The organism is Streptomyces sp. G45 (assembly GCF_049542095.1).
Taxonomy (GTDB): Bacteria; Actinomycetota; Actinomycetes; order Streptomycetales; family Streptomycetaceae; genus Streptomyces.
On the sequence record NZ_JBMUZU010000001.1, the window covers coordinates 8,159,331 to 8,185,731 of the forward strand.

Below are 26,401 nucleotides of genomic sequence, written 5' to 3' on the forward strand. Positions count from 1 at the left end.
CGTAGCCATGCGGCCCACGTCGGTCACGGCGTGTGTGTGGGCGGTCAAGGCGCGGGCCCTGGGCGGACGTTGACCGGGCCGCCCGGCTCACGGACCGCAAGGCCAGCCTCGGCCTGTGCCTGATGCCAGCCTCGGCCTGTGCCCGATCTGCGAGGCGTGCAGAAGCGAGCGCCCCCGGACGCGGACATGGCCGCACTGAAGGCGGAGGCCCTGGCGCACCACCACGACGAGCACGGGATTCCGGTACGATCCCAGCTCCTCGCGACGATCCGCCTCCCCAACCGCCTCGGCTCAGCCACAGCCCCCCTGTCCCACCTGCCCGGACGCCTCCCGCTCCTGCGACGCCTGCTCGATCGCCGCCTCGGCATCACCTCCCGCCGTCCGCTGCCCCGCTACACCCGCGGCGATCTGGTGCGCTGCTGCGGACGCGCCAGCCTCCCCAAGGGCCTGCTCGACGACGCGCGGAACCAGGCCGCCCGGCTCGTCCACCGCCCGACCACGAGCCCCCGGAGACCCCCATCACCGGTTGCTCGGCCCGCGGGTGACGGGGCGTCGTCACCCTTCTCCACGACCGTAGCCCCGCTGGCTCAAAGCCCGGTCAACGACCGGTGAAAGCCGCCCCGAGCTGCCGCTGAGCCGCCTGGACCGTCTGCTCCAGCAGCACCGCGATCGTCATGGGGCCCACGCCGCCGGGCACCGGAGTGATCAGCCGGGCCCGCCGCGCGGCGCCGTCGAAGTCGACGTCGCCCACGTTGCCCGGGTTGTACCCGGCGTCGATGACCACCGCGCCCGGCTTGATGTCCTCGCCGCGGATCAGCTCGGGGCGGCCCACGGCGGCCACGACGACGTCCGCCTCACGCAGGTGCGCGGACAGGTCGGCGGTGCGCGAGTGGCAGTAGGTGACCGTCGCGTCCCGGGCGAGCAGCAGCATCCCCACGGGCTTGCCGAGGATCGCGCTGCGGCCCACGACGACCGCCCGCTTCCCGGCGAGGTCGACGTCGTACGCGTCGAGCAGCCGTATGATCCCGCCGGGCGTGCAGGACACGAAGCCCGGCCGCCCGAAGCTCATCGCCGCGAACGAGCTGAGCGTGACCCCGTCGACGTCCTTGTGCGGCGCGATCGCCTCGAACGCCGCCCGCTCGTCGATGTGCGGCCCCACCGGGTGCTGGAGCAGGATGCCGTGCACCGTCGGGTCCTCGGACAGCGCGTCGAGGGTGGCGACCAGTTCCCCGGTCGTGGTCTCGGCGGGCAGCGCGACGTGCCGCGAGACGATGCCCGCCTTCGCGCAGCGGTTCCGCTTCATCCGCACGTACGTGACCGACGCGGGGTCCTCGCCGACGAGCACCGTCGCCAGGCAGGGCGCCGAGCCCGTGCGCCGGGTGAGCTCCGCGGCGCGGGCCGCGGTCTCCTCGACGACGCGCCGGGCGAGGGCGGTGCCGTCCATGAGCTGGGCCGAGGACGTCGAAGTGGTCGGGGACATGGCCGCCTCCAGGCGTGGTTGACCAGTCGCCCAGGCGCACGGCATCGACATCTGCGTCAGGCCGCTCCCCGGTGGTGCTCCACCTCAGCGCCAGTCACGGCCCGCGCACCACTGTAGTCGAGGGCGGCGCGGCCCCCGGCGGCCCGTCGCCCCCGACCAGGTCGGCGGGGCGGTCGGCGGCCTCGCGCACCGGGACCGCCAGCAGGTCGACGACGCCCTGGAGGCCGCCGTGGCGCTGGAAGGCGGCACGCTGCCGGTCGGCGCCGGTGCCCTGGGCGCGCAGCCGCGCGAACCACTGCCGTACGGTGTCGAGGTCCCCGGCGGCCCGCAGGTGCTCCTCGACCCGGCCGACGAGGTGCTCGGCCAGCTGCCACACGGGCACCGACCGCGTGGGATCCGGCAGCGGCAGGGCCAGCGTCCGGCCCGACATGCCGTGCCGGGCTGCGCGCCACACGGCGGCGCGCAGCACCGCGTCCTCCGGGCCCGGGGCGGGCACGCCGCCGCGCACGTCGGCCAGGACCGAGGCGACCAGGGCCCGCACGAGCAGCGCGAACGCCACCGTGTCCGCGGTGTCCGGCAGCACGTCGGCCGCCCTCACCTCGACGGTCGGCACATGCCGCGAGGGCCGGGCGGACCAGTAGACCATGGCCGGATCGACCGCGGCGCCGCTGTCGACGAGCGTGGCCACCAGCTGTTCGTAGTGGTCGACGGAGCGCAGCCGGGGCGGCGGGCCCGCGGTCGGCCAGCGGTCCCACAGCATGGTGCGCCAACTCGCGTGGCCGGTGTCACGGCCGTGTACGAAGGGGGAGTTGGCGGTCAGGGACAGCAGCAGCGGCAGCCAGGGCCGCAGGTGGTTGACGACCTGGACGGCCTCCTCCCGGTCCGGGACGCCGACATGGACGTGGCAGGCGTTGACGCACAGGTGGTTCAGGACGGACCCGAACCGCGCGGCGATGGTGTGGTAGCGCGGCCGGTCCAGGACGGGCGGCGGGCCCGGGTCGCCCAGCGGCACCGTGCCGCAGGCCACCAGCAGGCAGCCGACCTCCCGCGCGGCGCGCGCGGCGCACTGCCGCAGCCGGTCGGTCTCCGCGCGCAGCTCCCGCGCGTCGGCGCACACCCCGCCGATGGTCTCGATCTGCGTCTGCGCCAGTTCCGGTACGACATGACGGCTCCCCCGATGCGGCTGGCGGCCTTGACCACGGAGCCCGCCAGCAGCGCCGCCTGACGCGTGACCGCGTCCGCCAGGAAGAACTCCTCCTCGGCGCCGACCGTCAACGTACCTTGGTCCAGCAGACGTTGTGCCCCCGTCGCACAGGAATCTGTCACGCCACCTCCAGGGTCCCGGCCGCACGTGTGGATGGCGGCCCGCCTGGCCGCCCTCCACACCGTAGGGCCGCGCGCGCGGGCTGAGGCGGTAGCGAATGAGGCAACCTCGATCTCGTGACCGGGGCGGTTCCTCAGCGGCTCAGGGCCCGCTCCCGCTCGATACGGGACAGCTTCTCCGGGTTGCGCACGGCGTACAGGCCGGTGACGCGGCCCTCGGCGACGCGCAGCGTCAGGACCGTGTCGACCGCGCCGCGCTGCCGGAACAGCAGCGCGGGGCAGCCGTTGACCTCGGCCGGGACCAGCGCCATCGTGTCCCTGATCCGCGCCAGGACGCGGGCCACCTCGGCGGCGCCGACGACCGGGGCGAGCGCGGCGCGCGCGATGCCGCCGCCGTCGGCGAGGAACACCACGTCGGGCGCGAGGGTGTCGAGCAGCCGCTGGAGGTCACCGGTCTCGACGGCGCGCCGGAACGCGTCGACGGCGCCGCGGGTCTCGGCGGCCGAGACGGTCGCGCGGGGGCGGCGCGCGGCGACATGGCCGCGCGCCCGGTGGGCGATCTGGCGCACGGTGGCCGCGCTCCTGCCGACGGCCTCCGCGATCTCGTCGTACGGCAGGTCGAAGACCTCGCGCAGCACGAACACCGCCCGCTCGGTGGGCGCGAGCGTCTCCAGGACGAGGAGCATCGCGGTGGAGACGCTGTCGGCCAGCTCCACGTCCTCGGCGACGTCGGGCGAGGTCAGCAGCGGTTCGGGCAGCCAGGGCCCGACGTAGGACTCCTTGCGACGGGCGAGTGTCCGCAACCGGCCGAGGGCCTGGCGCGTGGTGATCCGGACGAGGTAGGCACGCCGGTCGCGCACGGCGTCGAGGCCGACGCCGGACCAGCGCAGCCAGGTCTCCTGGAGGACGTCCTCGGCGTCGGCTGCCGAGCCCAGCATCTCGTAGGCAACGGTGAACAGCAGGTTGCGGTGGGCGACGAACGCCTCGGTGGCCGCGTCGGTCCGGGCGCCGCGCGGGGCGCCGGGGCCCTCGGCGGCGTCCGGTGCCGCCGCCGCGTCCGGCCCCGCCGTGTCCGTGTCCGTGTCCCGCTCGCCGTGTCCGTCCATGGCCGACTCCCGACTGTGTCTCGCTGCCGCTCTTGACGCACACAGGACGCCGGTCACGGCCGCCGTGTGACGGCCGGGCCCGGTGGCGTACGTCACACGGCGGGGTCGTCACACGGCCCGGCCCGGCGGCATCTCTTGGTCGTCCTGTGCGGCAGCACACCACGGGTCACACCAGATCACGGGTCACACCAGACCACGTATGACCCCGCATCACGTGTGACCCCGCATCACGTGTGACACCACATCACGAGTGAGGGAACAGTCATGGAACCCCGTTTCGACCTGATGGCCAACGAACTGGGCGCGAAGTTCGGCAAGCGGTTCGCCGCCGCGAGCCTGGTCGTGCTCCAGTCGGCGCTGCCGAAGTCCATCCAAGAGCTGGTGGCGCTGCGCGTCAGCCAGATCAACGGCTGTGGCTACTGCGTCGACCTGCACACCAAGGAGGCCGCGGCGGCCGGTGAGACCGCGGTGCGGCTCAACCTGGTCGCCGCCTGGCGCGAGTCGACCGTGTTCACGGAGGCCGAGCGGGCCGCGTTCGCGCTCGCCGAGGAGGGCACCCGGATCGCCGACGCCCACCCCGGCGTGTCCGACGCGACCTGGGCGCAGGTGCGCGCGCACTACGACGACGACCTGACCGCCGCGCTCGTCGCCCTGGTCGCCCAGATCAACGCGGCCAACCGGCTCGGCGTGATCGTGCACAACCGGGGCGGCTCCTACGCGCCGGGCATGTTCGCCGAGATCACGCACTGACCGGCTGACCGGCCGACGGCGCGGCACGGCGGGGCGCTGCGCTGCCCGGGGTCAGTTCTCCTGCCCCGGGCCGCGCAGCGCCCCGGCCGCGATCCGGAGGAAGTCCAGCAGCGGCTGGTCGCGCCGCTCCTTCAGGGCGACCAGGCACGTCTCGACCGGCTCGGCGTCGGTGACGGGCAGGTGGACGAGGTCGGGCCGCGGGTAGGCGCGCGCGACGCTGAGCGGGACGAGCGCGATGCCGTGCCCGGCGGCGATGAGTTCGAACTTCTCCTCGACCGACGACGTCCGCCGCCGCTGGGCGTCGAGCACCGGCTCCCCTTCGAGGTCCGCCGACAGCAGCTCCTGGCGGCGCGCGAGGCGGTGCCGGACCGGCACGCACGCGACCCTCGGCTCACGGCCGATCGGGATCGTCCGCAGGCCCGAGGAGTCGAACGGCCGCCGCAGATAGCCGACTTGGGCCCGGCCGTCGCGCAGCGGCGCGTCCCCCTCCCACCAGCGCGACGGGACCAGGCCGATCTCCATCTCCGGGTGGCTCGCCGTGAACGCGACGATCGCCTCGGACACGTACAGACCCGGAGAGAAGGCGATCACGAGCCGCCGCACGCCCCGGTCGGCGTCGTGCACCCGGCTCACCGCCGCGTCGACGGCCGCCAGGATCCCGGGCGCCTCCTCGTGCAGCCGCTCGCCCGCGGCCGTCAACTCCACGCTCCTGGTGGTCCGTACGAACAGGGCACAGCCCAACTCCCGCTCGAACGCCCGGATCTGGCGGCTGAGGACGGGCTGCGCGATGAACAGCCGCTCGGCGGCCCGGCCGAAGTGCCGGTGCTCGGCCACGGCGACGAAGTAGCGGAGCTTGCGCAAGTCAAGATCCATGCCCGGAGCGTATCAATGCCCGGCGCGCACTGATGTCCGGCGGGCATCAATCGGCCGGGAAGGGTATTGGACGGCGCGTTCGGCGCCCGCCGAGACTGAACGCATGATCGTCATCACCGCGCCGACGGGAAACATCGGCCACCAGGTCCTGCTCACCCTCCTCGGCGAGACCCCGAACACCCCCGCGACTCCAGGGGCGTCCGGAACCCCCGCGACCTCCGCGACCTCCGCGACCCCCGCGACCTCCGCGACCCCCGACACCTTCGCCCACGGCGAGAAGCTCCGCGTCGTGCTGCGTGACCCCGCCCGGCTGCCCGAGGCGCTGCGCGAGCGCGTCGACGTCGTCCCCGGCTCGCACCGCGACCCCGAGGTCGTCGACCGGGCCTTCGCCGGAGCGGACGCCGTCCTGTGGATCGTCCCGCCGAACCCCCAGATGCCGACCCTCGACGACCCGTACACCGGATTCACCCGCGCCGCGGCGCGGGCCCTCACCGCCCACGGCGTCGGACACGTCGTCGGCGTGTCGGCGCTCGGCCGCGGCACGCCCGTCGCCGGACGCGCCGGGTTCGTCACCGCGTCGCTCGCCATGGACGACCTGCTCGCGAGCACCGGCGCGGCCTACCGGGCCCTCGCCTGCACCTCGTTCATGGACAACCTGCTGCGCCAGGTGGAGCAGATCCGCGACCGGGGCGTCTTCACCGGCACCCTCGCCCCCGACCTGAGGGCCCCGGCGGCCTGCACCCGGGACATCGCCGCCGTCGCCGCCCGCCTGCTGAGCGACCGCTCGTGGACCGGCACGGACGAGGTCCCGGTCCTCGGCCCCGAGGACCTCTCGCCGAACGACATGGCCCGCGTCCTGTCCGAGGTCCTCGACCGGCCGGTCCGCTACGAACGGCAGTCGTACGACGACCTCGCCGCCGCGCTCACCGGCTACGGCGCCGGTCCCGCGTACGTCCAGGGCATGGTCGACATGATGCGCGCCAAGGACGAGGGCCTCGACGAGGGCGCCCGCCGCACGGACGCCGGGGTGAGCCCCACGACGTTCCGCACCTGGTGCGAACAGGTCCTGCGCCCGGCGGTGACCGGCTGACCGGCACGATCGCGTCACCGCCGCCGGGAGCGCGCCAAGAGGCCTCAGGGAGCGGGTAGTTGGCAGTGACGGGGGTCGCTTCGGGGCGCCTCGTGGGACGCTGTGTCCGCATGCGCGCAGACCGGCGCGCGGCAGCCGACCCACCCGGAGGGAGCGAAGCCATGGCGGTTTCCCGGTTGCGGACCGACGCGACGACCCGGTCACGGCTCGGCCCGGCCGTCATCGCCGGTCTCAAGGCCGACCTCTGGGCCGTCGACTGCCAGACCTGCGGCGGGCCCCTGGGGCGGTGGAGCGCGCCCGCCCTCGACGTGGGGGAGGAGGACGGACTCGCCACCGCCTCGCTGCACCATCCGCGCTGCCGCCCCCCGGCATGGCACGACCACCTGCTCGACAGCCCCGAAGGGCGCGCGCGGCTGACGTGGCGGGCGGGCTGCGCGCGGCTGCCCGCCGTGAGCGCGCTGCCGGTCTTCCTGGTCAACCCGTCGTACGAGTGCGCCCTGCTCCGCAAGGACGGCGGCGGAGAGTGGCACACGGCCACCCTCGACCCCTACCTCCGCCTCGGGCTCTCCCTGGTCTCCGCGTCGCTCACCCTGGACGCCCTTCCGGCCCTGAGGGCCACGATCGACGAGGACCGGATCTCCGTGGAGGTCGTGGACGGGGACAGCGTCACCCATGCCTGGCACGACGTGCCGCTCCGCGACGAGGTGTCCAGCGCGGTGCGGGGCCTGGGGAAGGTCCTCGTCGGTGTGACGACGAAGCTGGACGTGCGCGGGCCGTTCGCCGAGGCGGCGCTCCAGCGGCTGATGGGGGAGCGCCAGGTCGCGCTCGGCGTGGCGGGACTCACCTCGGTGCGCCTGCCCGCGCACGCCCAGACGCTGACGGAGGACGACTTCGACGGGAAGCTGCGGACGGAGGCCATCGCCCTCGGTGCCGCCGTCCTCGGCCAGGACGATCCGCCGCCGGAGCCGGTCCTGGCCGCCGCGCTCAGCCTGTGCCGGGGCGACGAGGAGCTGACGCGGGCGCTGAGCGGTCGGCACAAGCTGGCCGCGGTGTTCCTGGTGAGCCATCTGTACGGACTCACGGCACGGAGCGCCGCGAACCGGCCCCGCCTCTACGGCGGGGTGCACATCATCGCGCCGGACGCCCACCGCGCCCAGGAGTACGCCGACTTCTTCGCCGAGGCCCTGGCGCGGGTGGACGGGCCGACGCTCGGACGCCTCGGCGCGGACCCCCTGTCGGCGGAGGGCGCCGAGGCGTACCTGGCGGACGTTGTCATCGGCACGGCGCGGGAGTTCCGGCGCGCCCTGACGGCGTACCACGCCCACGGGGAGCGCTATCTGCTGCACGCGAGCCGCGGCCACCTGGCCCTGGTCGTCGACCACGGCGAGGCGGGGCCGGGCGACCCCGACCTCACCCGGCGCTACGCCCGCGTCGCCACCGTCTGACGGGACGCGGCCGCGGCACCGGCGCCTCAGCTCTGGTGGACCTCGTCCCGGCCGGGGCCGCCCGACAGGGTGTCGCGGCCGGGGCCGCCGTACAGCTTGTCGTCACCGCTGTTGCCGTACAGCTTGTCGTCGCCGCTGTCGCCGTACAGCACGTCACGGCCCTTGCCGCCGTACACGAAGTCGTCGCCCGCACCGGCGTTGACGGTGTCGTCGCCGTCGTCGCCGGACAGGCTCTGCCGGTGCGCGCCCCCGCGGATCACGTCGTCGCCCGCGCCGCCCTCGGCGGCGCTGTCCGCGCCGGTGGAGGTGATGGTGTCGTTCCCGGCGCCGCCGAGGGCGATGCTGCCACCCGCCGCGCGGATCGTGTCCTTGCCGTCGCCGCCGGACACCACGGTCACCCGGCCCACGCTGAGGGTGTCGTCGCCCGTGCCGCCCTTGACGCTGTTGCCCTGGGTGCCGCTGGACTCGGTCAGCTTGTCCTTGCCGGAGCCCAGGTCGATGGCGGCGTGGTAGTACGCCTGGTCGGTCCTGTTGGTGTAGGTGACGGTGTCGGCGCGGTCGCCGAGGCCCATCTCCAGGGTGGCGTACGGGTCCTGGCTCTCCAGCGTGGTGACCGTGCAGGTGACCTTCGTGCGGTCGGCGGCGCTGGGGTGGGAACAGCCGTCGCCCGCGGTGATGGTGACGGCGTCGTCGATGACGTACGTGATGGCGTCCGCGCCGGACTTCGACGCGGTGACGGTCACGTGGTTGGCCTGGCCGTCGGCGGCCCGGTACGTGACCTGCTTGCCGTCGACCGAGGCGGTGGCGGCGGGCGGCGCGGCGGCGGCCACGCCCGGGAGCAGCAGCGGCGCGGCGAGCGCGAGGGACAGGGCGGACGCGGCGCCCACCGCGCGCACGGTGCCGAAACGAGAGGACATGAGGACCTCCGACAAGAAGTTATGTGATCCCAACAACCAGATGTGACCTGCGGGATCCGCCCTTGGTTGTCCCCCGCGGGTTTCTTCAGGGCCGGTTCAGCGCGAGTTCACCTCCGTGGCGGGGAGGGTTTCCGAGCGCACCGGGCCGACGAAGGCGGCGCGCACGGCCGCCGCGTCGTCGAGCAGGGGATCGCGGACCAGCCCGCCGACGAGCCGGTCCCAGCCGGTGGGGCAGCGGTCGGCCAGGGCCAGGGCGAGGTCGGCCTGCTCGTCGCTGAGGGCGCCGCTGTCGCGCAGGCAGAAGTCGAGCAGGTCCCGGTCGGCCCGCCGCTCCTCGTCCGTCCTGTCGGCCCAGGTGGAGAGCAGGTCCCACGCGACCCAGGCGGAGCCGTGGCGTTCGTCGGTACAGGTCTCCGGCGAGTCGTCGCCCTGGCACCAGCCCTCCTCCAGGGCGGCGAGCGCGCAGCGCAGCACGGCCCGGTCCAGCGCCCGCCGCTCCAGGGCCCGGCACCGGGCGCGCACCTGCTCGGCGAGCGGCAGCAGACGCGCCGGGGCCGTGAGTTCCACCGCGGCGAAGGCGTCGTCGACGGCCCTGGCGTGCTCGTCCAGCAGCGCCTGGCGCCGGTCGTGCGCGACGCCCGGCAGGGCCCGCACCGTGCGGACGAAGGCGTCCACGGCGCGCAGGAACACCGTGGCCGCGTCGTGGAGTTGGGCCCGGTGCCAGCGCTCGCGCTCGCCTTCTCCCTGGAGTTCGCCCTGGAGCCGTACGGCGGTCAGGGACGCGGCGGCCTGGCCGTGCCCGGTGCTGAGCACGGCGTCCGTGGCCCGCTCGTCGCCGCGCCTGGCCCACCAGGCCGCGAGGACGGTGACGGGCAGGGAGAGGAGGGCGGCGAGCGCGCCGAGGTCCGCCATGGTCATGGAGGGATCCTGCCGGGGCGCGGCGGGCCGCCGCGCCCGTTTCGGGGAAGTGGCCGCAGAGGGGACGGCGGCGCCGCCCGGCCACGGGGGCGCGCCCGGCGGTCCGGCCGTGGCCTGCGGGAAGAGCCGCCGGGGGGCCTGCCGCGGCCGCTCGGGCATGTGATGGAGTAGGCGGCCGAGGGCCTGGGGGGCCGAGGAGACGAGAGGCACGGGAGCGCGTCGTGAGCAAGGGCGGGTCGATATCCGACGAGGAGTGGGAGCGCTTCCTGCGCGAGGCCGGGGCGGGGTCGCGGGAGGCGCCGAAGGAGCCGTCGGCGCGGGCGCGGATGGTGGCGCGGCGGCTCCAGGAGGACCCAGGGCGGCCGGAGGGCTGGCGCACCCACCGGCCGCCCGATCCGCGCAAGGGCAGGAAGGCCTGGTACGGGGCCGGGGCGCTGGCGGCCGCCGCCCTGCTGGTCGTCGCGCTCGCGCCGGGGCGGGTCGCCGGATGGTTCGGCGGCGCGGACGGCTCCGGCGGTGACGGCACCCCCCTCGCCGCCGAGTCCACGCGGCCGACGGCGCCGCCCGCGTCCGGCGCGGCGGACCAGCGGCCCACCGTGCGGCATCCGTTCCGCGGCTCCCCGGCGGCGCGCTGGGCCGACGGGGCGGCGGGCATCCACCTGCCCGAGGCCCGGGCTACCGGCTGGATGAGCCGCGCGCAGGTGGCGCGGACGCTCACCCGCAGCCGCGACTTCCTCGTCGCCGCCAACCTCGACCCCGGGGTGCTGCGCGGCCAGCGGCCCACACGGGCCCTGGCACTGCTCAACCCGCACCAGCGGGACGTCCAGGACTACGTGGCGGCAGCGTTCCGCGAGCCCAGCCGCGAGAACGACCCGCTGCTGCTGTTCAGCCGGTTCGCGAAGGCGGACGTGCGGCTCGCCGGTGACGTGGTCAAGACCCGGGGCCGGATCACCTTCCGCGAGGGCAGGCGCGGCGCCGTCGAGGTCGTCAGCGACGTCACGTACGTCTATCCGCTGGTCCGCGCCGAGGGCGGCAGCGACGAGGTCGCGCGCACCATCGTGCGCCGGGAGACCGTGATGAGCTGGGACGACCCGGCCCGGGTGCGCACCGAGCCGGGCACGCTCACGCTGCTGTCCTACAAGTCGGACGCCACCAACGGCGGCTGCGACAACGACACCGGCTACTTCGTCCCCCAGTTCGCCGACGACCGTGCCGACACCGGGTCCGGCGACGGCCCCGAGGTCGACCCCTACGACCGGAGCCGGTCCCTGGACGCCCGCCTGCGACAGGCCGACCGGGACGAGTGCGGGACCGCGACGCGCACCTGAGGGCCCTGCGTACCTGGACGAGCGCCGGACCGCGACGCGCGCGTGACCGCCGCGCGTACATGACCGCCGTGCGTACATGACCGCCACGCGCGCGTGACCGGCGCGTGCGCCGTCGCCAGGGTGGCGGGCACGCGCGGACGGCGCCCGCGACCCACGTTCGAGGTAAACAGTGGGCAAACGTGCGCCGCACGCAGTGTGTGTCGCGGGTGCGTCGCCAAGAATGGAGGCCGGATACTGTGCGGCGCGTCGCCGCCGCCGGGTGGCAGGACGCCGATTCGGGTGAGGGCCGGAAGGTGAATGACACAACGTCAGAATCATTGGCGGCACCGTCAGTTGAGGCCGCGGGGGTGGACGGGATTGTCACGCTGAACGGGAACGGCCGCCAACTGCTGGTGAGCGTCGCTCCCTACCCCGGGATGGCCCCGGGGGACGAGATCCAACTCAGGTGGGACACGGGCGTCCTGCGCACGTCGCGCGTCGACCGGCAGACGATCGGAGCCGAAGAGGCCGGTCGGGCCAAGCTCTTCAGCGTCGAGCAGCCCACGCCCTGCACGGCGCAGGTGAGCTATCTCGTGGGCCGCACCTCGGAGGGCTGGCGCGCCTCGCAGCGGGTGACGGTCAGCGTGCGGCCCTGAGCGTCGCCCTGGTCCCCTTCACCGCCGGGCACGCCCACGCCGTGGCGGGCTGGGCGCGGACCGCCGAGGAGGCCGTGCTGTGGTGCGGGGTGCGCGAACACCCCGTGCCCGCCGCCACGGTCGCCTCCTGGCAGCGGGACGACGACGTCCGGGCCCGGCTGCTGCTGTGCGGTGAACACCCCGTCGGATACGGCGAACTGTGGCGGGACGAGCACGAGGGCGAGATCGAGCTGGCCCGGATCGTGGTCGCGCCGCACGCCCGGGGCCGCGGCCTCGGCCGGGCCCTGGTGCGCGCGCTGCTCACCGAAGCCCTCGGCACGGGCTGCGACCAGGTGTTCCTGCGCGTCCACCCGGACAACGCCGCCGCCCTCGGCTGCTACCGCTCGGTCGGCTTCACCCCGGTGCCCGCCGCGGACGCCGCCGCCTGGAACACGCGCCAGCCGGTGGCCTACGTGTGGCTGCGCTGGCCGGTAGGGTCCACTGCGGCGCACGGCTGAGTGCCGCGCGGCACATGACCGGGCGGAGGCAAGGGAGAGGCACCGTGGGCAGGCTCGTCTACTCGTCGATCGCGTCGCTCGACGGCTATGTCGCCGACGAGGCCGGGGACTTCAGCTGGGCCGTGCCGGACGACGAGGTCCACGCGTTCGTCAACGACGCGATGCGCCCGTTCGGGACGCATCTGTACGGCAGGCGCACGTACGCCATGATGACCGCCTGGGAGACCGAGCCGCCGGGGCCCGAACAGCCCGCCGTGGCACGGGACTTCGCGGAGATCTGGCGGGCCGCCGACAAGGTCGTGTACTCCACCACGCTGGAGCGGGCCGTCACCGCGCGCACCCGCGTCGAGCGGACCTTCGACCCGGAGGCGGTCGCCCGCCTGAAGGCGGACCTCGACCACGACCTCATCATCGGCGGCCCCACCCTCGCCGCCCACGCCCTGGCGGCCGGGCTCGTCGACGAGTGCCGACTCTACCTGGCCCCGGCCGTGGTGGGCGGCGGCAACCCGGTGTTCCCCGCCGGGGTCCGGCTCGCGCTCGACCTGCTCGACGAGCGCCGCTTCGGCAACGGCACGGCGTACCTGCGCTACGGCGTCCGCGCCTGACGGTCAGCCGCCCTCGGGGTCCGGCAGCAGCTCCCGCAGCAGCGCCTCGAACTCGTCGGGCGTGGGCGGCCGGTCGGCGAGCAGCCCCTGGAGCAGCAGCCCGTCGTAGGCGTGCGCGAACAGCTTCACCCGCAGCGGCTCGTCCGTGAACCGCCGGGCGAACGCGGCGAGCGCCTCCTGCCAGCGCCGGGTCGCCGCCCGCTGCTCCGGGCGGCGCGCCGCGAGCAGGCACAGCTCGAACTCGGCCAGCAGATGCCCCGGCGGACTGAGGATCTCCGCCATCAGGAGCGCCAGGGAGCGGCGCCGCTCGGCGGGCCCGACGGGCGCCGCGGCCAGCGCCTCGATGCGCGCGGAGTCCTCCTCCATGCACTCCGTGAGCGCCGCCGTCAACAGCGCGTCGATGCTGCTGAAGTAGTACGTCGTCGCCGTCGTCGGCAGCTGCGCCTCCCGGGCCACCGTGCGGTGCGTGACGCCCCCGGCGCCCTCGCGCGCGATGACGCGCACGGTGGCCTCGATCAGCGCCCGGCGGCGGCGCTCGCCCTTGGCCCGGCGGCCGTCGGTGACCGGTTCGCGCACCGTGCCGGTGGCCGGTGCGCCGCTCTGCTCGTTCAGGGTGGTTCTCCCGCGCTCATGCGCGCCCACGGCGTGCGCGCGCCCTACCCGCCGACGGTACCCCCTCGCGGGACGCGCGCGGCGGCCAGGGACACCGCCGCTGCCGCGAAGCCGAGGACCGCGCCCGCCGCGACGTCGCCGGGGTAGTGCACGCCCGTGTGGACGCGGGAGTAGCCGACGGCCGCCGCGAGCGCCCCGAGCGGCACCGCCGCCAGCGGCAGCGTCACGCCCACGGCGGTGGCGAAGGCGGTCGCCGACGCCGTGTGCCCGGAGGGGAAGGACGCCGACCGCGGCATCGGCACGTGCCGCTCCACGACGACCTGGGCGCGCTCCCGGTCCGGCCGCCGCCTGCGGACCATGCGCTTGCCGAAGAGGTTCGCCGCCGCCGACGCCAGCGCGACCGCTGTGACCCCGGTGAGCGCCGCGCGCCGGGTGCGCCCCGGCCGCAGTGCCAGGCCCGCCGCCACGCCGAACGAGATCTTCGAGTGGTCGGCCGCGTGTGAGAGCCGCCGCAGCGCCCGGTCGAGCGTGGGCGTGGGCGTGGCGGCCACCGCGGCGTACAGCGCGCCGTCGACCGCGCGGAGGTCCCTGAGCACGGCGGGCACGACGTCCCGGGCCGCGGCGGCGGCCCGGACCACCGGGTGGGCGAGCGGCCCGCCGGAACTCCGGCCGGTGGAGGGCTCGGGCTGCTGGCCGGTGGGGGTCCCGTGCCTGTTCTCCCGGCCCGTCAGGGGCTCCTGGCCTGAGCCCCGGCCGTTCGCGTGGTCGTGGTCGCGGTCAGTCATGGGGGAGCGCCTTCCGTCCGTCGCGGGACCGGTGCCCGGGGGTCCGCACGGGGCGGCCGAGGGCGAGGCCGAGCAGGCGCCGCCAGTTCACGGGCGGCGCGGGCGGTACGACGCCCGGGCGGTCGCGCGGCACCAGGACCCGCAGCGCGCCCGGCCGCAGCGTGCACACCACCGGCGTGGGCATCCGCAGCGCCTCGCCGTCCACCGCGACGGGGATCTCGTCGGCGTCGGCGGTCACCTCGACCCGCCGGGCGGTCAGGACGGTCAGGCCCGCGGACTGCGACCCCCGCACGGCGAGGTCCGCGGCCTGCGCGGCGCCCTCCACCCGCAGGCCGAGCACGCCGAGTTCACCGCCGTCGAGCCGGGCCCTGCGGGGGCCGCCGGTGAGTTCGTCGGGGGAGCCATAGGGGTTGTTGCTGACCAGCAGCGCCTGCTGGCCGGTGAGTTCGGTGGCGTCGGCGCGCGCGTCGAGCGGGGGCGTGCCCTCGCCGCCCAGCAGGTCCGGCATGAGGTTCAGGGCCGTGCCCGCCTTGTCGTCGCGGTACTCCGGGCGCTGCACGACGTCCGCGTACACCCCGAAGGAGACCGTGTTGACGAAGGCCCGGCCCGCGACGTCGCCGAGGTCGACCCGCAGTTCCTCGCCGTCGGCCAGGGCGTCGAGGCAGCGGGCCGGGTCGGACCGGTCCAGGCCGAGGTCCATGGCGAAGTGGTTGCGGGTACCCGCGGAGATCACCAGGAACGGCAGGCCGTGCTCGGCGGCGACCGCCGCGACCAGCGCCTGGGTGCCGTCGCCGCCCGCCACGCCGAGCAGGTCCGCGCCGTCGGCCACGGCCTGGCGGGCGAGGAGGGCGACGTCGGAGGGCTCGGCCGGGTCGAGCAGGAGCACCCGCGCGCCGAACTCCTCGGCCCGCTCGGCGAGGTGGAAGCGCTCGACCTTCCCGCCTCCGGACTTCGGGTTCATGATGAGCACTGGGTGCTGGGGCCGGGCCGCGGCGAGGGCCCGGCGGGGCGGCTGGGGAGCCGCCCGGCGCAGCGCGGCCCGCGCGCACAGCAGCGTCGCGCCCCAGCAGGCAATCAGGACCAGCGCCGCGAGCCACAGGCCGTCGTACGCGAAGTACACCAGGACCGCGATGGGCGCGGCGACCGCGACGAGCGCCCCCAGGAGGCGCACCACGCCCCGGTGCGCGAGGAACCACCAGGCCCCGGCGGCGCAGACGACCAGCCCGAGGAGCCCCGCCCCGAGGATCACCAGGCCGCCCACCCGCAGCGCGAGCACCAGGACGACCACCGTGCCGAGCGCCGCGAGCACGGCCAGGCGCGCCAGCAGTCGCGCGGCCGTGCCCTCGCGCACGCCGCTCATCCGCGCGCGCCGCGCGTGCGTCCCCATGCCGTGGCCCACCTCTCCGCCGGGTCGGGTGCACCATCCTGCGCGGCCCGGGACCGGCGGGCATCCGGGCCGGGCCATGCGGGTGAGGCCGGGCGCGGTACCGCCCGCCCGGTGGTCAGTGCCCGAAGCTGGCCAGCTTGGCCCGCAGCTGGAGCACCGACTTGGTGTGGATCTGGCTCACCCGGCTCTCGGTCACCCCGAGCACGTTGCCGATCTCGGCGAGTGTGAGCCCTTCGTAGTAGTGCAGGGTGATGACGGTCTTCTCGCGTTCCGGGAGCGTGTTGATGGCGCGGGCGAGGAGCCGCCGCAGTTCGCGGTCCTCGGCCAGCTCCACGGGGTTGTCCGCGGCGGTGTCCTCCAGGGTGTCCATCAGGCTCAGCCGGTCGCCGCCCTCGCCGCCGACGTGCGGCAACTCCTCCAGGGCGATGACGTCGGCGAGGGACAACTGGCTGAAGACCGCGTGCAGTTCGCTCACCGTGACGCCCATCTCGGCGGCCACCTCGCTCTCGGACGGGGTGCGCCGCAGCTCCGCCTCCAGGGTCGCGTAGGCCCGTTCGACGTTGCGTGCCTTCTGCCGCACGGAGCGGGGGATCCAGTCGAGCGCGCGCAGCTCGTCGATCATCGCGCCGCGGATCCGGGTGATCGCGTACGTCTCGAATCTGATCGACCGCTCGATGTCGAAGCTCTCGATGGCGTCGATCAGCCCGAACACGCCCGACGACACGAAGTCCGCCTGCTCGACGTTGGGCGGCAGGCCCACGCTGACGCGGCCCGCGACGTACTTCACCAGCGGCGAGTAGTGCAGGATCAGCTGCTCGCGCAGCCGCCCGTCACCCGTCGCCTTGTACGACCGCCACAGCTCGTCCAGTGACGAGGGCGCGGGCGGTCGCGCGCCGCCCCCGGCGGCGGGCGGCGGAGGCGGGGCCGGGCGGTCGGCGGCGAGGAGCACCGGCCCCGCGCCGGTGCCTCCCGCGGGCGTCCCGGACCGGGCGGCGGCGCGGCGCGCCACAGGCTGACGGGTGGCCTCCGCGTGGACGGGTGCCGCCTCCTGGAGAGCTGCCTCCTGGGGCGCCGCCTCCTGGAATGTCGTCGCCTGGGGTGCCGTCGCCTGGAGCGTCGCGGCCGAGGCGTCGTGGACCGTGTCCGCCATCGTCGCGGGGTCGTCCAGCCAGGCGAGCAGGGTGCGCCGGTCCTGGGCGGTCTGTTCCGGAGTGGGGCGCGAGCCAAGGCGCTCGGCGGCCTGGCTCAGCAGCGTCTCGGGGGTCACGGGCCGGGTGCGCCGGTCCTCGGCCGTCCGGTCCGGTCCGGGCCGCGGTGCGGGGCGTTCACCGGTCGGGGGCGGCGGCGGACCGAGCGGCAGGGTGCCGCGCTCGTCGGGCGTCTGGCTCACGCTTCCCTCCTCTGCTCGTCCTGTCCGTCCTCGTCGTCCTGCCCGGGCGGCGCGTCCGCGAGCCTGAACCTCAGCTGGCGGCCGATCTCCCGTCTGAGCTTCCCGCGTGCTCGGTACAGGCGCGCGCGGATCGTGCCCTCGTTCTTCTCCAGCAGAGCGGCGATGTCTTTCGGGGCCAGCTGCAACAGCCAGGCCATCTCCGCCACTTGGCGCTGCGAGGGGGTCATGCGCCGCAGGGCGGCGGCGCACGCCTCCAGGGCGAGGCGGTCCAGGGCGATCTCCTCCGGATCGCCGATCCGCGCATCGGCGTCGCACAGGTTCGGCAGCAGCTTCTCCAGGCCGACCCGGTGCCGCAGTTCGTCGACGCGCCGGTTGCGGCACACGGCCTTGAGCCAGGCCAGCTGGCGGGGCCGGTCCCAGGTGCCGATGGTGTGCCAGTTCCTGATGGCCTCCTGGAAGGCGGTCATCGCCACGTCCCGGCTCTCGGACAGCTCGGGCCCGCCGGGCAGACAGGAGACGAAGGCGCACAGCCGTTCGTAACAGGCGTCGAACAGCGCGGCGATCCCGTCCCGGTCCTCCGGGCTGAGCTTCTCGGCCACGCGTCACCGCCGCCGCGCGCGCGGGTCGCCGTGGGCGCCGACCCGGACGCGCAGGGTCGGCCCTCCCGGCCCCGCTCCCAGGTCGACGACGGTGCCCGGCGGGGCCGCCTGAAGGACCGATCGCAGCGTGCGGCGCCGCTGCCACTCGGCCCCGGTCATCCCGACCACCAGCACAGCCCCCCACGTCAACAGGCCGGTCCACGGAAGTCCGTAGGCGGCGATCAGCAGTGCGCTCGGCGCCCATCCGAGGACAGGCGTGAATTCTCGTCCTTTCACGCCCGCTGAGTCGTGCGGCGATACCGACGCGTTAGGCCCCACGCCCCGAGAGGGCCCCTATGGGTGACCTTTCGCCCTCGCGTTCGACGCGACCTGGCCTGTGCGCGCGAGGGCGGGCGGCGTGCGCGGCGTACGAGGTGGTGCGCGGCGTACGAGGCGGTGCGCGGCGTACGAGGCGGTGCGCGGCGTACGAGGTGGTGCGCGGCGTACGAGGCGGAGCGCGGCGTACGAGGTGGAGTGCCGCGCGCGGAGCGGAGGAGCGCGGCCCGCCGCGGGCCGCGCCTCGGCGTCCGGCCGCCGACGTGATAGAAAGTGGAACGATAGTCCCAGTTGTTGTCCGTGCGGGCGGGCGCGCGCCGGGGTGCCGCGCCTGCCCGCACGGGCGCAGGGCCGACGCGACTCACAGGACAGGTCATGCCGAACGCGTACCGCGAGATCTTCTCCGCCCCGGGCACCAGGGCCTTCAGCTCCGCAGGCCTGCTCGCCCGGCTCCCGCTGCCCCTGACCCATATGGGCATCCTGACGATGCTGTCCGAGACGACCGGTGCGTACGCGCTGTCGGGACTGGTCGCGGGCACCTTCACCTTCTCCATGGCGTTCCTCGGACCCCAGGTGTCCAAGGCGGTGGACCGGCGCGGCCAGAGCCGCGTGCTGCCCGTCGCGACCGGCGTCAGCGTGCTCGGCCTCGCCGGGCTGCTGCTGTGCGCCTCGACCGGCGCGCCCTCCTGGACGCTCTTCCTCTTCGCGCTGCTCTCCGGCCTGATGCCGAGCATGAGCGCGATGGTCAGGGCCCGCTGGACCGAGATCTACCGCGGCACGCCCCAGTTGACCACCGCGTACTCCATGGAGTCGGTCGTCGACGAGCTGACGTACGTCATCGGCCCGGCGCTCGCCGTGGTGCTGTCCACGGCCCTGTTCCCGCAGGCCGCGCCCCTGGCCGCGGGACTGCTGCTGCTCGTCGGGGTCGCGCTCTTCGTCCCGCAGAAGAGCACCGAGCCGCCGGTGAAGCCGCGCGTGCACGACGGTGACGGCGCGTCGGCGATCCTGTCGCCGCCCGTCCTGGTGCTCGCGCTGATCCTGCTGTGCGGCGGCGCCATCCCCGGCATGGTCGACACCATGGGCCTCGCCTTCGCCGAGCGCGCGGGCGACAAGTCCCTGGCCGGGCTCGTCTTCGCCGTCTACGCCATCGGAAGCGGCGTCTCCGGACTCGTCTTCGGCGCCCGGCGGCTGAGCGTCCCGCTGCCGCGCCTGCTGCTCGTCGGGGTGACCGGGACGGCCCTGACGACCTTGCCGTTCCTGCTGGTGGACGGCGTCGCGGGCATGGTCGCGGTGGTGTTCGCCGCCGGGGTGTTCTTCGCCCCGACCATGGTCGTCGTCATGGGCATCGTGGAGCGTACGACGCCGGAGCACGCCCTCACCGAGGCCATGACGTGGATGATCGCGGGCCTCCAGAGCGGCGTCGCCATCGGCGCGGCCGTCACCGGCGTCGTCTACGACCGCTTCGGCGCCACGGCCGGGGTGACGGTCTCCATCGGCGCCGGGGCGCTCGCGCTGGCGCTCACCGTAGGGGCCCTGCCGATGCTGCGCCGCCGCCTGGAGCGGGCGGAGCGCGGAGCGGTGGCGTCCGGCGCGCCCGCGACCGCGCCGGACGCCGTCACCTGCTGACCGGCGGCACGGCGGTGGCCGGGCGCGCGCGGCGCCCGGCCACCCCCGCTCACTTCTGCTGCGGCTTCTGCGGCTGGGCCTCGCTCGGCCGCACGATGACGAAGCCGTCGCCCTGGAGCATCAGTTGGACCGCCTCGCCGGAGCCGCCGCGGATCATCGAGCCGAACGACTGCGAGCGGTGCAGCGACGTGTCCAGGCTCGCGCTCCAGCCGACCACGGCGTCCGTGTCCACGTACACCGGGGCCTGCGGGGTCACCGGAATCACCAGCGGCTCGCCCTCACACATCAGGCCCAGCCTGCCGAACCCGGAGAACACGCTGTTGAAGAGCCCGCCGCCGGATATGCCCGCGCCCTTCACGGTCTTGATCTCGTACGAAAGGGACGCGTCGAAGCACAGCACGTTGCGGCCGTTGACGGTGAGCGCGTCCCCCTGCTCCAGGTCGACGACGAACACGCTCTGCGCCTCGTGCGCGAACCAGGCCTCGCCCTGCCCGCGCACCGCCATCAGCGGCAGCCCCTCGCCGGTGACCGCCCGCTTGAGCATCCCGCCGACGCCCTGGCCCTTGCGCTCGAACTGGAGGTTCCCGCGGAAGGCGATCATCGCGCCCTGACGCGCCATCATCTCGCCGTTCACGACGTACCGCAGGGTCTTGGAGTTCTGCACCGTCATGCCCGGGGAGACGGCGGGCTCGGCCAGGTGCTGCTTGGAGAAAAGGTCGCTCTTCATGCGGGCATCCTGCACTGGACGGGGTGTTTCGCCAAGTCATGGCGGGTTTGGGCGGGCCCTGGGTCAGCTCACGCGGACGTAGTCCACGGTCAACCGCTGCGGGAAGGCCGTGGAGCCGTCCGGGTCGCCGGGCCAGTAGCCGCCCACCGCCAGGTTCAGGATCAGGAAGAACGGCTTGTCGAACACCCACTTCCTGCCGCCGAGATCGGCCGGGGTGCGGGTCTGGTAGACGTGCCCGTCCACGGACCAGGTGACCTTGTTCGGCGACCAGTCCACCGCGAACGTGTGGAACGCGTCGGCGAACGCCTCGCCGCCGGGCAGCGTGTATCCGGCGCCGATGCCGCCGGAGCCGGAGTAGCCCGGGCCGTGCAGCGTGCCGTGGACGGTGCCGGGTTCGAAGCCGACGTTCTCCATCACGTCGATCTCGCCGCAGTCCGGCCAGCCGACGCCGCCGATGTCGGCGCCCAGCATCCAGAACGCGGGCCACATGCCCTGCCCGCGCGGCACCTTGATCCGCGCCTCGACGTGGCCGTACGTCCGCGTGAACCTGCCCGCGGTGTTCAGGCGCGCCGAGGTGTACTCGCAGCGGCCGTACCAGCACGGGTAGTCGGCCGGGTTCTCCTTGCGCGCGGTGATGACGAGGTTGCCCCGGCCGTCGAGCGCGGCGTTGCGGGTGCCCGGGGTGTAGTACTGCCGCTCGTGGTTGCTGACGTTGTCGCCGGTCTCCGTCTGCCACTTGGCGCCGTCGACGGCCGAGCCCGCCGGGCCGTCGAAGTCGTCAAAGAAGGCGTACGCGGCGGGGCGCGACACGGGCGCGGGCGGGGCGCCCGCGCCCGACGCCCCGGCGGGGGTGACCGCGAGCGCGCAGCAGGCGAGTGCGAGCGCCGCCGCGCCGAGGGGCGCGCGGCGGCGCGGGAGGCGGGCGCCGCACAGGGAGCGGGGGAGCGGGCGGGAGCGGGGGAGCGTCTGCACGGTCATCACATCGCTTCGCGTGGGGGGTGTGCATGACAAGTGGGCGTCGGAAAGTGAACGCTGAGAGCGCTCACAGACCCGAGGTGCCTCTACTTGGCTTACGGCAGCCGAAGGGGGCCGTCAAGCAGTCGGTACGGACCAACCGCCCCACGGCCCCCGCGCGTCGGAACTCCGGCGGACGCGCCGCCCGCCCCCTCCCGCCGGCTCGGCTACTCGTCGATGGCCGCGCCGAACGCCGCGCCGTCCACGGGCACTCCCAGCGACTTCACGCCGTACGTCCACGCCCCGGCCGTGCCGACGCCGCCCGTGCCCGAGGGCAGGAACCACACGACGCCGTCGCCGCCGTTCTCGCCCGGCGCCGACGCGAGCAGGTCGAAGCGGCGGTCGCGGTCCGGGTCGGCGAGCCGCACCTGGGCGCCCCACCGGTCGCCGCGCTCCGCGACTCCGGGCACGCCCGTGGTGTTCTGCGTCCAGGACCTGACGCCGCGCGTGGTGAGCCCGTCGGCCGCGCCGCGCAGCACCCACACCGCGCCCGCGTCCGCGACCGACCCGACGTCCTCGCCGGGGGCGCCGATCGCGACGTCCGCGTACCCGTCCTTGTCGGTGTCCGCGACGGACAGGTCGGCGCCCCACCGGTCGCCCTTCTCGACCGCGCCGGGCACGCCCGCGGAGCCCTGCGTCCACCACTTGACCGCCGCCGAGGGCCCGTTCGCGCCGCCGAGGCGCACGCCCACGAGGCCGCCGGTGAGGGTCTCGCCGCCGTCGTCGGGGGAGGCGGGCTCGCCGGTCACGAGGTCGTCGTAGCCGTCGTTGTTCAGGTCGCCGGAGGCCGCGACGGGCCCGCCGCGCAGGTCCCGCTCCTTGGTCAGGCCCTCCTTGTGCCCCGACAGGTACGTCGACCAGCCGTGGCCGGGCTCGGCGCCCGCGGTGACGCCGGAGACGACGAGGTCGGCGTAGCCGTTGTTGTCGTAGTCGCCGGTGGTCAGGGACACGGGCAGGATGGTGCGGGGCGCCGCCGCCGCGCGGGCGGGCGGCGCGGTCAGGCGGTGGGTGGACCGGCGCTTCAGGGGCGCCGCGCCGTTGTCGGGGATGTGCGGCCCGTCGCCGTACGTGTAGGTGTCCAGCTCGTCCCGGTCGGTCACGGCGAGGACGTCGCCCTCGGTGGCGCCGCTGAACCGGGCGGCGGCGAGGGCGGTGCCGAACCGCTCGCCCCTGCGCGGCTCCTCGGCCTCCAGCCAGTCGCTGAGACCGGCCCTGAGGCCCTGCTTCGTACCCCAGAAGATGGTGACGCGCCCGGCGTCCGGCACCCCGTCGACGTCCTCGCCCGGCGCGGAGACCACGGCGTCGTCGTACCCGTCGGAGTTCAGGTCCCCGCTCGCCACCACCGTGCCGAACCCGTCACCGGCCTCGGGCGTGCCGTCGCCGCCGGTGCTGTCCTCGCTGAGCCGTGCCACCTCGCGGGTGCCGAGGCCGGTGGGCGAGCCGTACTGGACGGTGACGAGCCCGGCGCCCTTGTGGCCGCGCACGGTCGCGTCGGGGGCGCCCACCAGGCTGTCCTCGTACCCGTCGCCGTTGAAGTCGCTGTTGCGGTCGTCGGCGCGGGTGCTGCCCGGCGTGCCCGCGACGGCGGCGGGCGCGGCGGCGACCGCCGCGCCGGTCAGCAGCAGGAAGGAGGCCGCGGTGAGCGCGGCCGATCGGTTCTTGCGCAAGGAAGGCTCCTGTTGACGGTGTGCGGAGTTGACGCCGTGGAGAACGGCGGCGCGGGGTGCCCGGTGCGGGACCCGGTCGCCGTCCGGTCCTGTGTTCGACGCCGTGCGGGGCGGGAGGGTTGTACGGCGGTGGGCGCGGGGCGCTGGTGCGGCGGCGGTCGGGGGTGCGCCGTCCGCCGCCGTGGGTGGGGCGGCCCGCAACTCGGCGCCGGGGTTAGCCACTTGGCGGCCGGGGGTAGGGTGCGCCTCAAGATCCGTCGTCCGCCGCCCCGCCCGGGAGGGAACATGCGCAACGGTCCGCACGGCACCGGAGGTCTCCCGCCCGCCTTCCTGGCGCCCGAGACCTCGTCCTTCGTCGACTTCCTCGCGGCCCACGCGCCGGATCTGCTGCCCGCCCACCGCACCCCGCCCGCGCCGCACGACGGCTTCGACGCGCCGCACGGCACCACCATCGTCGCCGCCCGCTACGCGGACGGCGTGCTCGTCGCGGGCGACCGCAGGCTGACGATGGGCAACGTCATCGCCCACCGCGAGTACGACAAGGTCTTCCCGGCCGACGAGCACTCGGCCATCGCCATCGCGGGCACCGCGGGCCTCGCCGTGGAGCTCGTCAAGCTCTTCCAGCTCGAACTGCGCCACCACGAGAAGATCGAGGGCACCGCCCTGTCCCTGGTCGGCAAGGCCAACCGGCTGACCACGCTGGTCCGCGGCAACCTCGCGATGGCGATGCGCGGCCTCGCCGTGGTCCCCCTGTTCGCCGGGTACGACCTGGACCGGGGCGTGGGCCGGGTGTTCACGTACGACGTGACGGGCGGCCGCAGCGAGGAGCGGACCATCGCCGCCACCGGCTCCGGCTCGGTGTACGCGCGCGGCTCCTTGAAGAAGCTCTACCGCGAGGACATGCCCGAGCGCGACATCGTCCTCGCCGCCGTCCAGGCGCTGTACGACGCGGCCGACGACGACACGGCCACGGGCGGCCCCGACGTGACGCGCCGTCTGTACCCGCTGGTGGCCCTCGTCACCGAGGACGGCTACCGGCAGCTGCCGCAGGAGGAGGTCGCCGAGGTCGCGCGGTCCGTGGTGGACCGCCGCCGGGCGGCGCCCGACGGTCCTCGGGCGCCGGTGCTCTGAGCGTTTCGCCGCAGGTGCGGTGCCGTTGTCCGGCTGCGGCGCCGTCGTGGCTGGTCGCGCAGTTCCCCGCGCCCCTGTGGGGGTGACGGCGGCCCCTAGCCGCGGGGGCGCCTAAGCGCTGCGTCGGCCGTGCGGGGCCGTGACGTCGTACAGCTGCGGCGACGTTGTGGCTGAGCGCGCGGTTCCCCGTGCCTCTTCGGGGCGCTCTGGTACCGCGCTGACGGTCCTCCCGGAGCGCTCGGACGCCGCGTCGATCACGTCGTCGAGGACCTCGCGGGACCGGACCAGGTCGCTGATCATCCGGTTGATGCGCTCCCGCTGCGCCGTCAGCTCCCGCACGAGCAGCGGCGTCGCGATCTCCGACGGCCCGCCGTCCACGTCCCGCATGCACGGCAGGAGTTCGGCGATCTTCGAGCTGCACAGGCCCGCCGCGTACAGCTCCTGGATGCGGATGACCCGGTCAACGGCGCTCTCCGCGTACTCGCGGTGGCCGCCGGGCGTGCGCTCGGAGGACAGCAGGTCCTGCTTCTCGTAGTAGCGCAGGGAGCGCTCGCTCACCCCGGTGCGCCGGGCCAGTTCGCCGATCCGCATCGTCCACCTCGCCGCCGGAACCTGACATCGATGACAGGTGCCATCGTAGGACCCGCGCCGGGCCCGCCTCCGGGCCGGGCGGCCGCCCCGGTGTCCCGCGTCCCGCGCGGGGGCAGGGATCACCACGGCACGCAGCGACCCGGCGGGAGGACACCGTGACCACGGACCGGCACGCGCAGACGATGACGTACACCGACGCGGACGCCGCGCGGCACTACGAGAAGGCCCTGGACCACCTGCTGTTCTTCCGCGAGGAGGTCGTCGCGGAGGCCGGTGCGGTCCTCGCGGCCTCGCCCCGGTCCGCCATGGGCCACGTCCTCCAGGCGTACCTGGGCGTGCTCGGCACGGAGGAGAAGGACGCGGCCGAGGCGGCCGGGGCGTTCGCGGCGTACCGCGCGGACGTGCCCGACGCCGACCTGACCCCGCGCGAGCGGCTGCACGTCACGGCCGCCGCGCACTGGCTGGACGGCGAGCTGCACCGGGCGGCCGACGTCCTCGCCGACCTCGCCGTCGCGTACCCGAGGGACGCCCTCGCCCTCGCCGTCGGCCACCAGCTCGACTTCTTCACGGGTGACGCGGTGCTGCTGCGCGACCGCGTCGGCGGCGCCCTGTCCGCCTGGGACCCGGACGATCCGCACTACGGCCTGCTGCGCGGCATGTACGCCTTCGGCCTAGAGGAGGCCGGGCACTACGCCGAGGCGGAGCAGGCGGGCCTGGACGCCGTCGGCCGCAACCCCCGCGACGTGTGGGGCATCCACGCCGTCGTGCACTCCTACGAGATGCGGGGGCGGTACGAGGACGGCATCCGCTTCCTCGACGACCGCGCCGACGACTGGGCGAGCGGCAACTACCTGAACGTGCACAACTGGTGGCACTACGCCCTCTACGTCCTGGAGACCGGCCGCACGGACCGGGTCCTGGCCGTGTACGACACCGCCGTGCACCACCAGGAGTCGTCCGACGCGGCCATGGAGCTCCTGGACGCCGCCGCGCTGCTGTGGCGGCTCTACCTGGCGGGCGCCGACACCGGGGAGCGCTGGCCCGCCCTCGCCGACGCCTGGGCGCGGCGGGGCGACGGCGCCCACTACGCCTTCAACGACGTGCACGCCGTGATGGCCCACGTGGGCGCCGGGCGCGTCGCCGACGCCGAACGGCTCATCGGCGACCGCGAGGCCTGGCTGCGCGCCACCGGCACCGGCCGCCCCGACCTGTCCAACGTGGCGATGACCGCCGAGATCGGCCTGCCGGTGTGCCGCGCGCTCGTCGCCTACGGCCAGGGGCGCTACGCGGACGCCGTCGACCTGCTGCTGCCGCTGCGGCGCCGTCTGCACACGTTCGGCGGCAGCCACGCCCAGCGGGACGCCGTGCAGAAGACGCTGGTCGAGGCCGCTCTGCGCGCCGGGCGCCACGACCTGGCGCGGACGCTCCTGAGCGAGCGCGTGAGCCTGCGCCCCCGCTGCCCGTACGACCAGGACGCCTGGGCGCGGCTCGCCCGCCTCGCCAAGGAGGCTCGCCCCGACCCTCGTACCTAATCTTCAAAGGCATTTGCCTAAAGACTTTAGGCAGCCGCATAATCGACGTACCCGGAGG

26 protein-coding genes, 1 pseudogene and 1 riboswitch are annotated in these 26,401 nt (G+C 74.9%); of the genes and pseudogenes, 11 read left to right on the forward strand and 16 right to left on the reverse strand.

The window, feature by feature from the left end; all coding sequences use genetic code 11:
• Window positions 1-138: 138 nt before the first annotated feature.
• The gene (locus tag ACOBQU_RS34820; protein ID WP_423632848.1) at window positions 139-612 is read left to right on the forward strand and encodes a hypothetical protein; all 474 of its coding nucleotides are present in this window, start codon (window positions 139-141) and stop codon (window positions 610-612) included.
• Here ACOBQU_RS34820 and ACOBQU_RS34825 read toward each other — a convergent pair.
• From ACOBQU_RS34825 to ACOBQU_RS34835, 3 genes are all read right to left on the reverse strand, one after another.
• On the reverse strand, window positions 599-1,480 hold the full coding sequence (locus ACOBQU_RS34825; RefSeq protein WP_423632849.1) for a bifunctional 5,10-methylenetetrahydrofolate dehydrogenase/5,10-methenyltetrahydrofolate cyclohydrolase: 882 nt from the start codon (window positions 1,478-1,480) through the stop codon (window positions 599-601). The two genes, ACOBQU_RS34820 and ACOBQU_RS34825, sit on opposite strands and share 14 nt — an antisense overlap.
• Before the next feature lie 21 nt (window positions 1,481-1,501).
• Window positions 1,502-1,588, reverse strand: a riboswitch (ZMP/ZTP riboswitch).
• Complete coding sequence (locus ACOBQU_RS34830) at window positions 1,575-2,864, reverse strand: carboxylate-amine ligase (protein ID WP_423632850.1); 1,290 nt, start codon at window positions 2,862-2,864, stop codon at window positions 1,575-1,577. It overlaps the preceding riboswitch by 14 nt.
• 73 nt (window positions 2,865-2,937) lie before the next feature.
• Window positions 2,938-3,909, reverse strand: coding sequence for an RNA polymerase sigma-70 factor (locus ACOBQU_RS34835; protein ID WP_423632852.1), 972 nt, complete (start codon window positions 3,907-3,909; stop codon window positions 2,938-2,940).
• Between the two features lie 264 nt (window positions 3,910-4,173).
• Between ACOBQU_RS34835 and ACOBQU_RS34840 the strand changes: the two genes are divergently transcribed.
• Entirely contained in the window at window positions 4,174-4,659 is a 486-nt protein-coding gene (locus tag ACOBQU_RS34840) for a carboxymuconolactone decarboxylase family protein (RefSeq protein WP_423632853.1), read from the forward strand.
• 51 nt (window positions 4,660-4,710) lie between these two features.
• Here ACOBQU_RS34840 and ACOBQU_RS34845 read toward each other — a convergent pair whose 3' ends face one another.
• Entirely contained in the window at window positions 4,711-5,532 is an 822-nt protein-coding gene (locus tag ACOBQU_RS34845) for a LysR family transcriptional regulator (protein WP_423632855.1), read from the reverse strand.
• A 103-nt stretch (window positions 5,533-5,635) separates the two neighbouring features.
• Here ACOBQU_RS34845 and ACOBQU_RS34850 point away from each other — a divergent pair, with 103 nt between their 5' ends.
• Together ACOBQU_RS34850 and ACOBQU_RS34855 are read left to right on the forward strand one after the other, a co-directional pair.
• The gene (locus ACOBQU_RS34850) at window positions 5,636-6,622 is read left to right on the forward strand and encodes an NAD(P)H-binding protein (RefSeq protein WP_423632857.1); all 987 of its coding nucleotides are present in this window, start codon (window positions 5,636-5,638) and stop codon (window positions 6,620-6,622) included.
• A gap of 161 nt (window positions 6,623-6,783) precedes the next feature.
• Window positions 6,784-8,067 carry a hypothetical protein gene (locus ACOBQU_RS34855; protein ID WP_423632859.1) on the forward strand — a complete coding sequence of 428 codons (1,284 nt, stop codon included), beginning with the start codon at window positions 6,784-6,786 and terminating at the stop codon, window positions 8,065-8,067.
• A gap of 26 nt (window positions 8,068-8,093) precedes the next feature.
• On the opposite strand, the gene ACOBQU_RS34860 is transcribed toward ACOBQU_RS34855, so the two are convergent.
• The gene (locus ACOBQU_RS34860) at window positions 8,094-8,984 is read right to left on the reverse strand and encodes a calcium-binding protein (protein ID WP_423632860.1); all 891 of its coding nucleotides are present in this window, start codon (window positions 8,982-8,984) and stop codon (window positions 8,094-8,096) included.
• A 96-nt stretch (window positions 8,985-9,080) separates the two neighbouring features.
• Window positions 9,081-9,902 carry a hypothetical protein gene (locus ACOBQU_RS34865; protein WP_423632862.1) on the reverse strand — a complete coding sequence of 274 codons (822 nt, stop codon included), beginning with the start codon at window positions 9,900-9,902 and terminating at the stop codon, window positions 9,081-9,083.
• A gap of 221 nt (window positions 9,903-10,123) precedes the next feature.
• Here ACOBQU_RS34865 and ACOBQU_RS34870 point away from each other — a divergent pair, with 221 nt between their 5' ends.
• The 4 genes from ACOBQU_RS34870 (at window position 10,124) to ACOBQU_RS34885 (ending at window position 12,967) form a co-directional block, all read left to right on the forward strand.
• Window positions 10,124-11,230 carry a hypothetical protein gene (locus tag ACOBQU_RS34870; RefSeq protein ID WP_423632864.1) on the forward strand — a complete coding sequence of 369 codons (1,107 nt, stop codon included), beginning with the start codon at window positions 10,124-10,126 and terminating at the stop codon, window positions 11,228-11,230.
• A 347-nt stretch (window positions 11,231-11,577) separates the two neighbouring features.
• Window positions 11,578-11,865: a hypothetical protein gene (locus ACOBQU_RS34875; RefSeq protein ID WP_423635051.1), complete on the forward strand. Its 288-nt coding sequence runs from the start codon at window positions 11,578-11,580 to the stop codon at window positions 11,863-11,865.
• Window positions 11,866-11,873: 8 nt separating this feature from the next.
• Entirely contained in the window at window positions 11,874-12,362 is a 489-nt protein-coding gene (locus ACOBQU_RS34880) for a GNAT family N-acetyltransferase (protein ID WP_423634912.1), read from the forward strand.
• Window positions 12,363-12,406: 44 nt separating this feature from the next.
• Window positions 12,407-12,967, forward strand: a complete 561-nt coding sequence (locus ACOBQU_RS34885; RefSeq protein ID WP_423632866.1) for a dihydrofolate reductase family protein — start codon at window positions 12,407-12,409, stop codon at window positions 12,965-12,967.
• A 3-nt stretch (window positions 12,968-12,970) separates the two neighbouring features.
• On the opposite strand, the gene ACOBQU_RS34890 is transcribed toward ACOBQU_RS34885, so the two are convergent.
• From ACOBQU_RS34890 to ACOBQU_RS34915, 6 genes are all read right to left on the reverse strand, one after another.
• A complete protein-coding gene (locus tag ACOBQU_RS34890; protein WP_423634914.1) occupies window positions 12,971-13,543 on the reverse strand; it encodes a TetR/AcrR family transcriptional regulator in 573 nt (190 codons plus the stop codon).
• A gap of 80 nt (window positions 13,544-13,623) precedes the next feature.
• Complete coding sequence (locus ACOBQU_RS34895) at window positions 13,624-14,364, reverse strand: phosphatase PAP2 family protein (protein WP_423632868.1); 741 nt, start codon at window positions 14,362-14,364, stop codon at window positions 13,624-13,626.
• Entirely contained in the window at window positions 14,357-15,751 is a 1,395-nt protein-coding gene (locus ACOBQU_RS34900; RefSeq protein WP_423632870.1) for a diacylglycerol/lipid kinase family protein, read from the reverse strand. The genes ACOBQU_RS34895 and ACOBQU_RS34900 overlap by 8 nt, the downstream gene beginning before the upstream one ends.
• 115 nt (window positions 15,752-15,866) lie before the next feature.
• Window positions 15,867-16,700 (reverse strand): RNA polymerase sigma factor WhiG, encoded by an 834-nt coding sequence (gene whiG / locus ACOBQU_RS34905; RefSeq protein ID WP_423634915.1) that lies wholly within the window; start codon window positions 16,698-16,700, stop codon window positions 15,867-15,869.
• Between the two features lie 437 nt (window positions 16,701-17,137).
• Window positions 17,138-17,740 (reverse strand): RNA polymerase sigma factor, encoded by a 603-nt coding sequence (locus tag ACOBQU_RS34910; RefSeq protein WP_423632872.1) that lies wholly within the window; start codon window positions 17,738-17,740, stop codon window positions 17,138-17,140.
• Between the two features lie 3 nt (window positions 17,741-17,743).
• A complete protein-coding gene (locus tag ACOBQU_RS34915) occupies window positions 17,744-17,899 on the reverse strand; it encodes a hypothetical protein (protein ID WP_423632874.1) in 156 nt (51 codons plus the stop codon).
• Between the two features lie 531 nt (window positions 17,900-18,430).
• Between ACOBQU_RS34915 and ACOBQU_RS34920 the strand changes: the two genes are divergently transcribed.
• Complete coding sequence (locus ACOBQU_RS34920; RefSeq protein ID WP_423632876.1) at window positions 18,431-19,681, forward strand: MFS transporter; 1,251 nt, start codon at window positions 18,431-18,433, stop codon at window positions 19,679-19,681.
• A 49-nt stretch (window positions 19,682-19,730) separates the two neighbouring features.
• Here ACOBQU_RS34920 and ACOBQU_RS34925 read toward each other — a convergent pair whose 3' ends face one another.
• The 3 genes from ACOBQU_RS34925 to ACOBQU_RS34935 form a co-directional block, all read right to left on the reverse strand.
• Window positions 19,731-20,408, reverse strand: coding sequence for an AIM24 family protein (locus ACOBQU_RS34925; protein ID WP_423632878.1), 678 nt, complete (start codon window positions 20,406-20,408; stop codon window positions 19,731-19,733).
• A gap of 63 nt (window positions 20,409-20,471) precedes the next feature.
• On the reverse strand, window positions 20,472-21,386 hold the full coding sequence (locus ACOBQU_RS34930) for a glycoside hydrolase family 16 protein (protein ID WP_423632879.1): 915 nt from the start codon (window positions 21,384-21,386) through the stop codon (window positions 20,472-20,474).
• A 203-nt stretch (window positions 21,387-21,589) separates the two neighbouring features.
• The gene (locus tag ACOBQU_RS34935) at window positions 21,590-23,089 is read right to left on the reverse strand and encodes an FG-GAP repeat protein (protein WP_423632881.1); all 1,500 of its coding nucleotides are present in this window, start codon (window positions 23,087-23,089) and stop codon (window positions 21,590-21,592) included.
• Between the two features lie 285 nt (window positions 23,090-23,374).
• Between ACOBQU_RS34935 and prcB the strand changes: the two genes are divergently transcribed.
• Entirely contained in the window at window positions 23,375-24,220 is an 846-nt protein-coding gene (prcB, locus tag ACOBQU_RS34940; protein WP_423632883.1) for a proteasome subunit beta, read from the forward strand.
• A 239-nt stretch (window positions 24,221-24,459) separates the two neighbouring features.
• On the opposite strand, the pseudogene ACOBQU_RS34945 reads toward prcB, so the two are convergent.
• Window positions 24,460-24,811 (reverse strand): annotated as a pseudogene (locus ACOBQU_RS34945) (MerR family transcriptional regulator); the annotation flags it as partial.
• Between the two features lie 155 nt (window positions 24,812-24,966).
• Here ACOBQU_RS34945 and ACOBQU_RS34950 point away from each other — a divergent pair.
• Window positions 24,967-26,343 (forward strand): tetratricopeptide repeat protein, encoded by a 1,377-nt coding sequence (locus ACOBQU_RS34950; RefSeq protein WP_423632885.1) that lies wholly within the window; start codon window positions 24,967-24,969, stop codon window positions 26,341-26,343.
• Window positions 26,344-26,401: the final 58 nt, after the last annotated feature.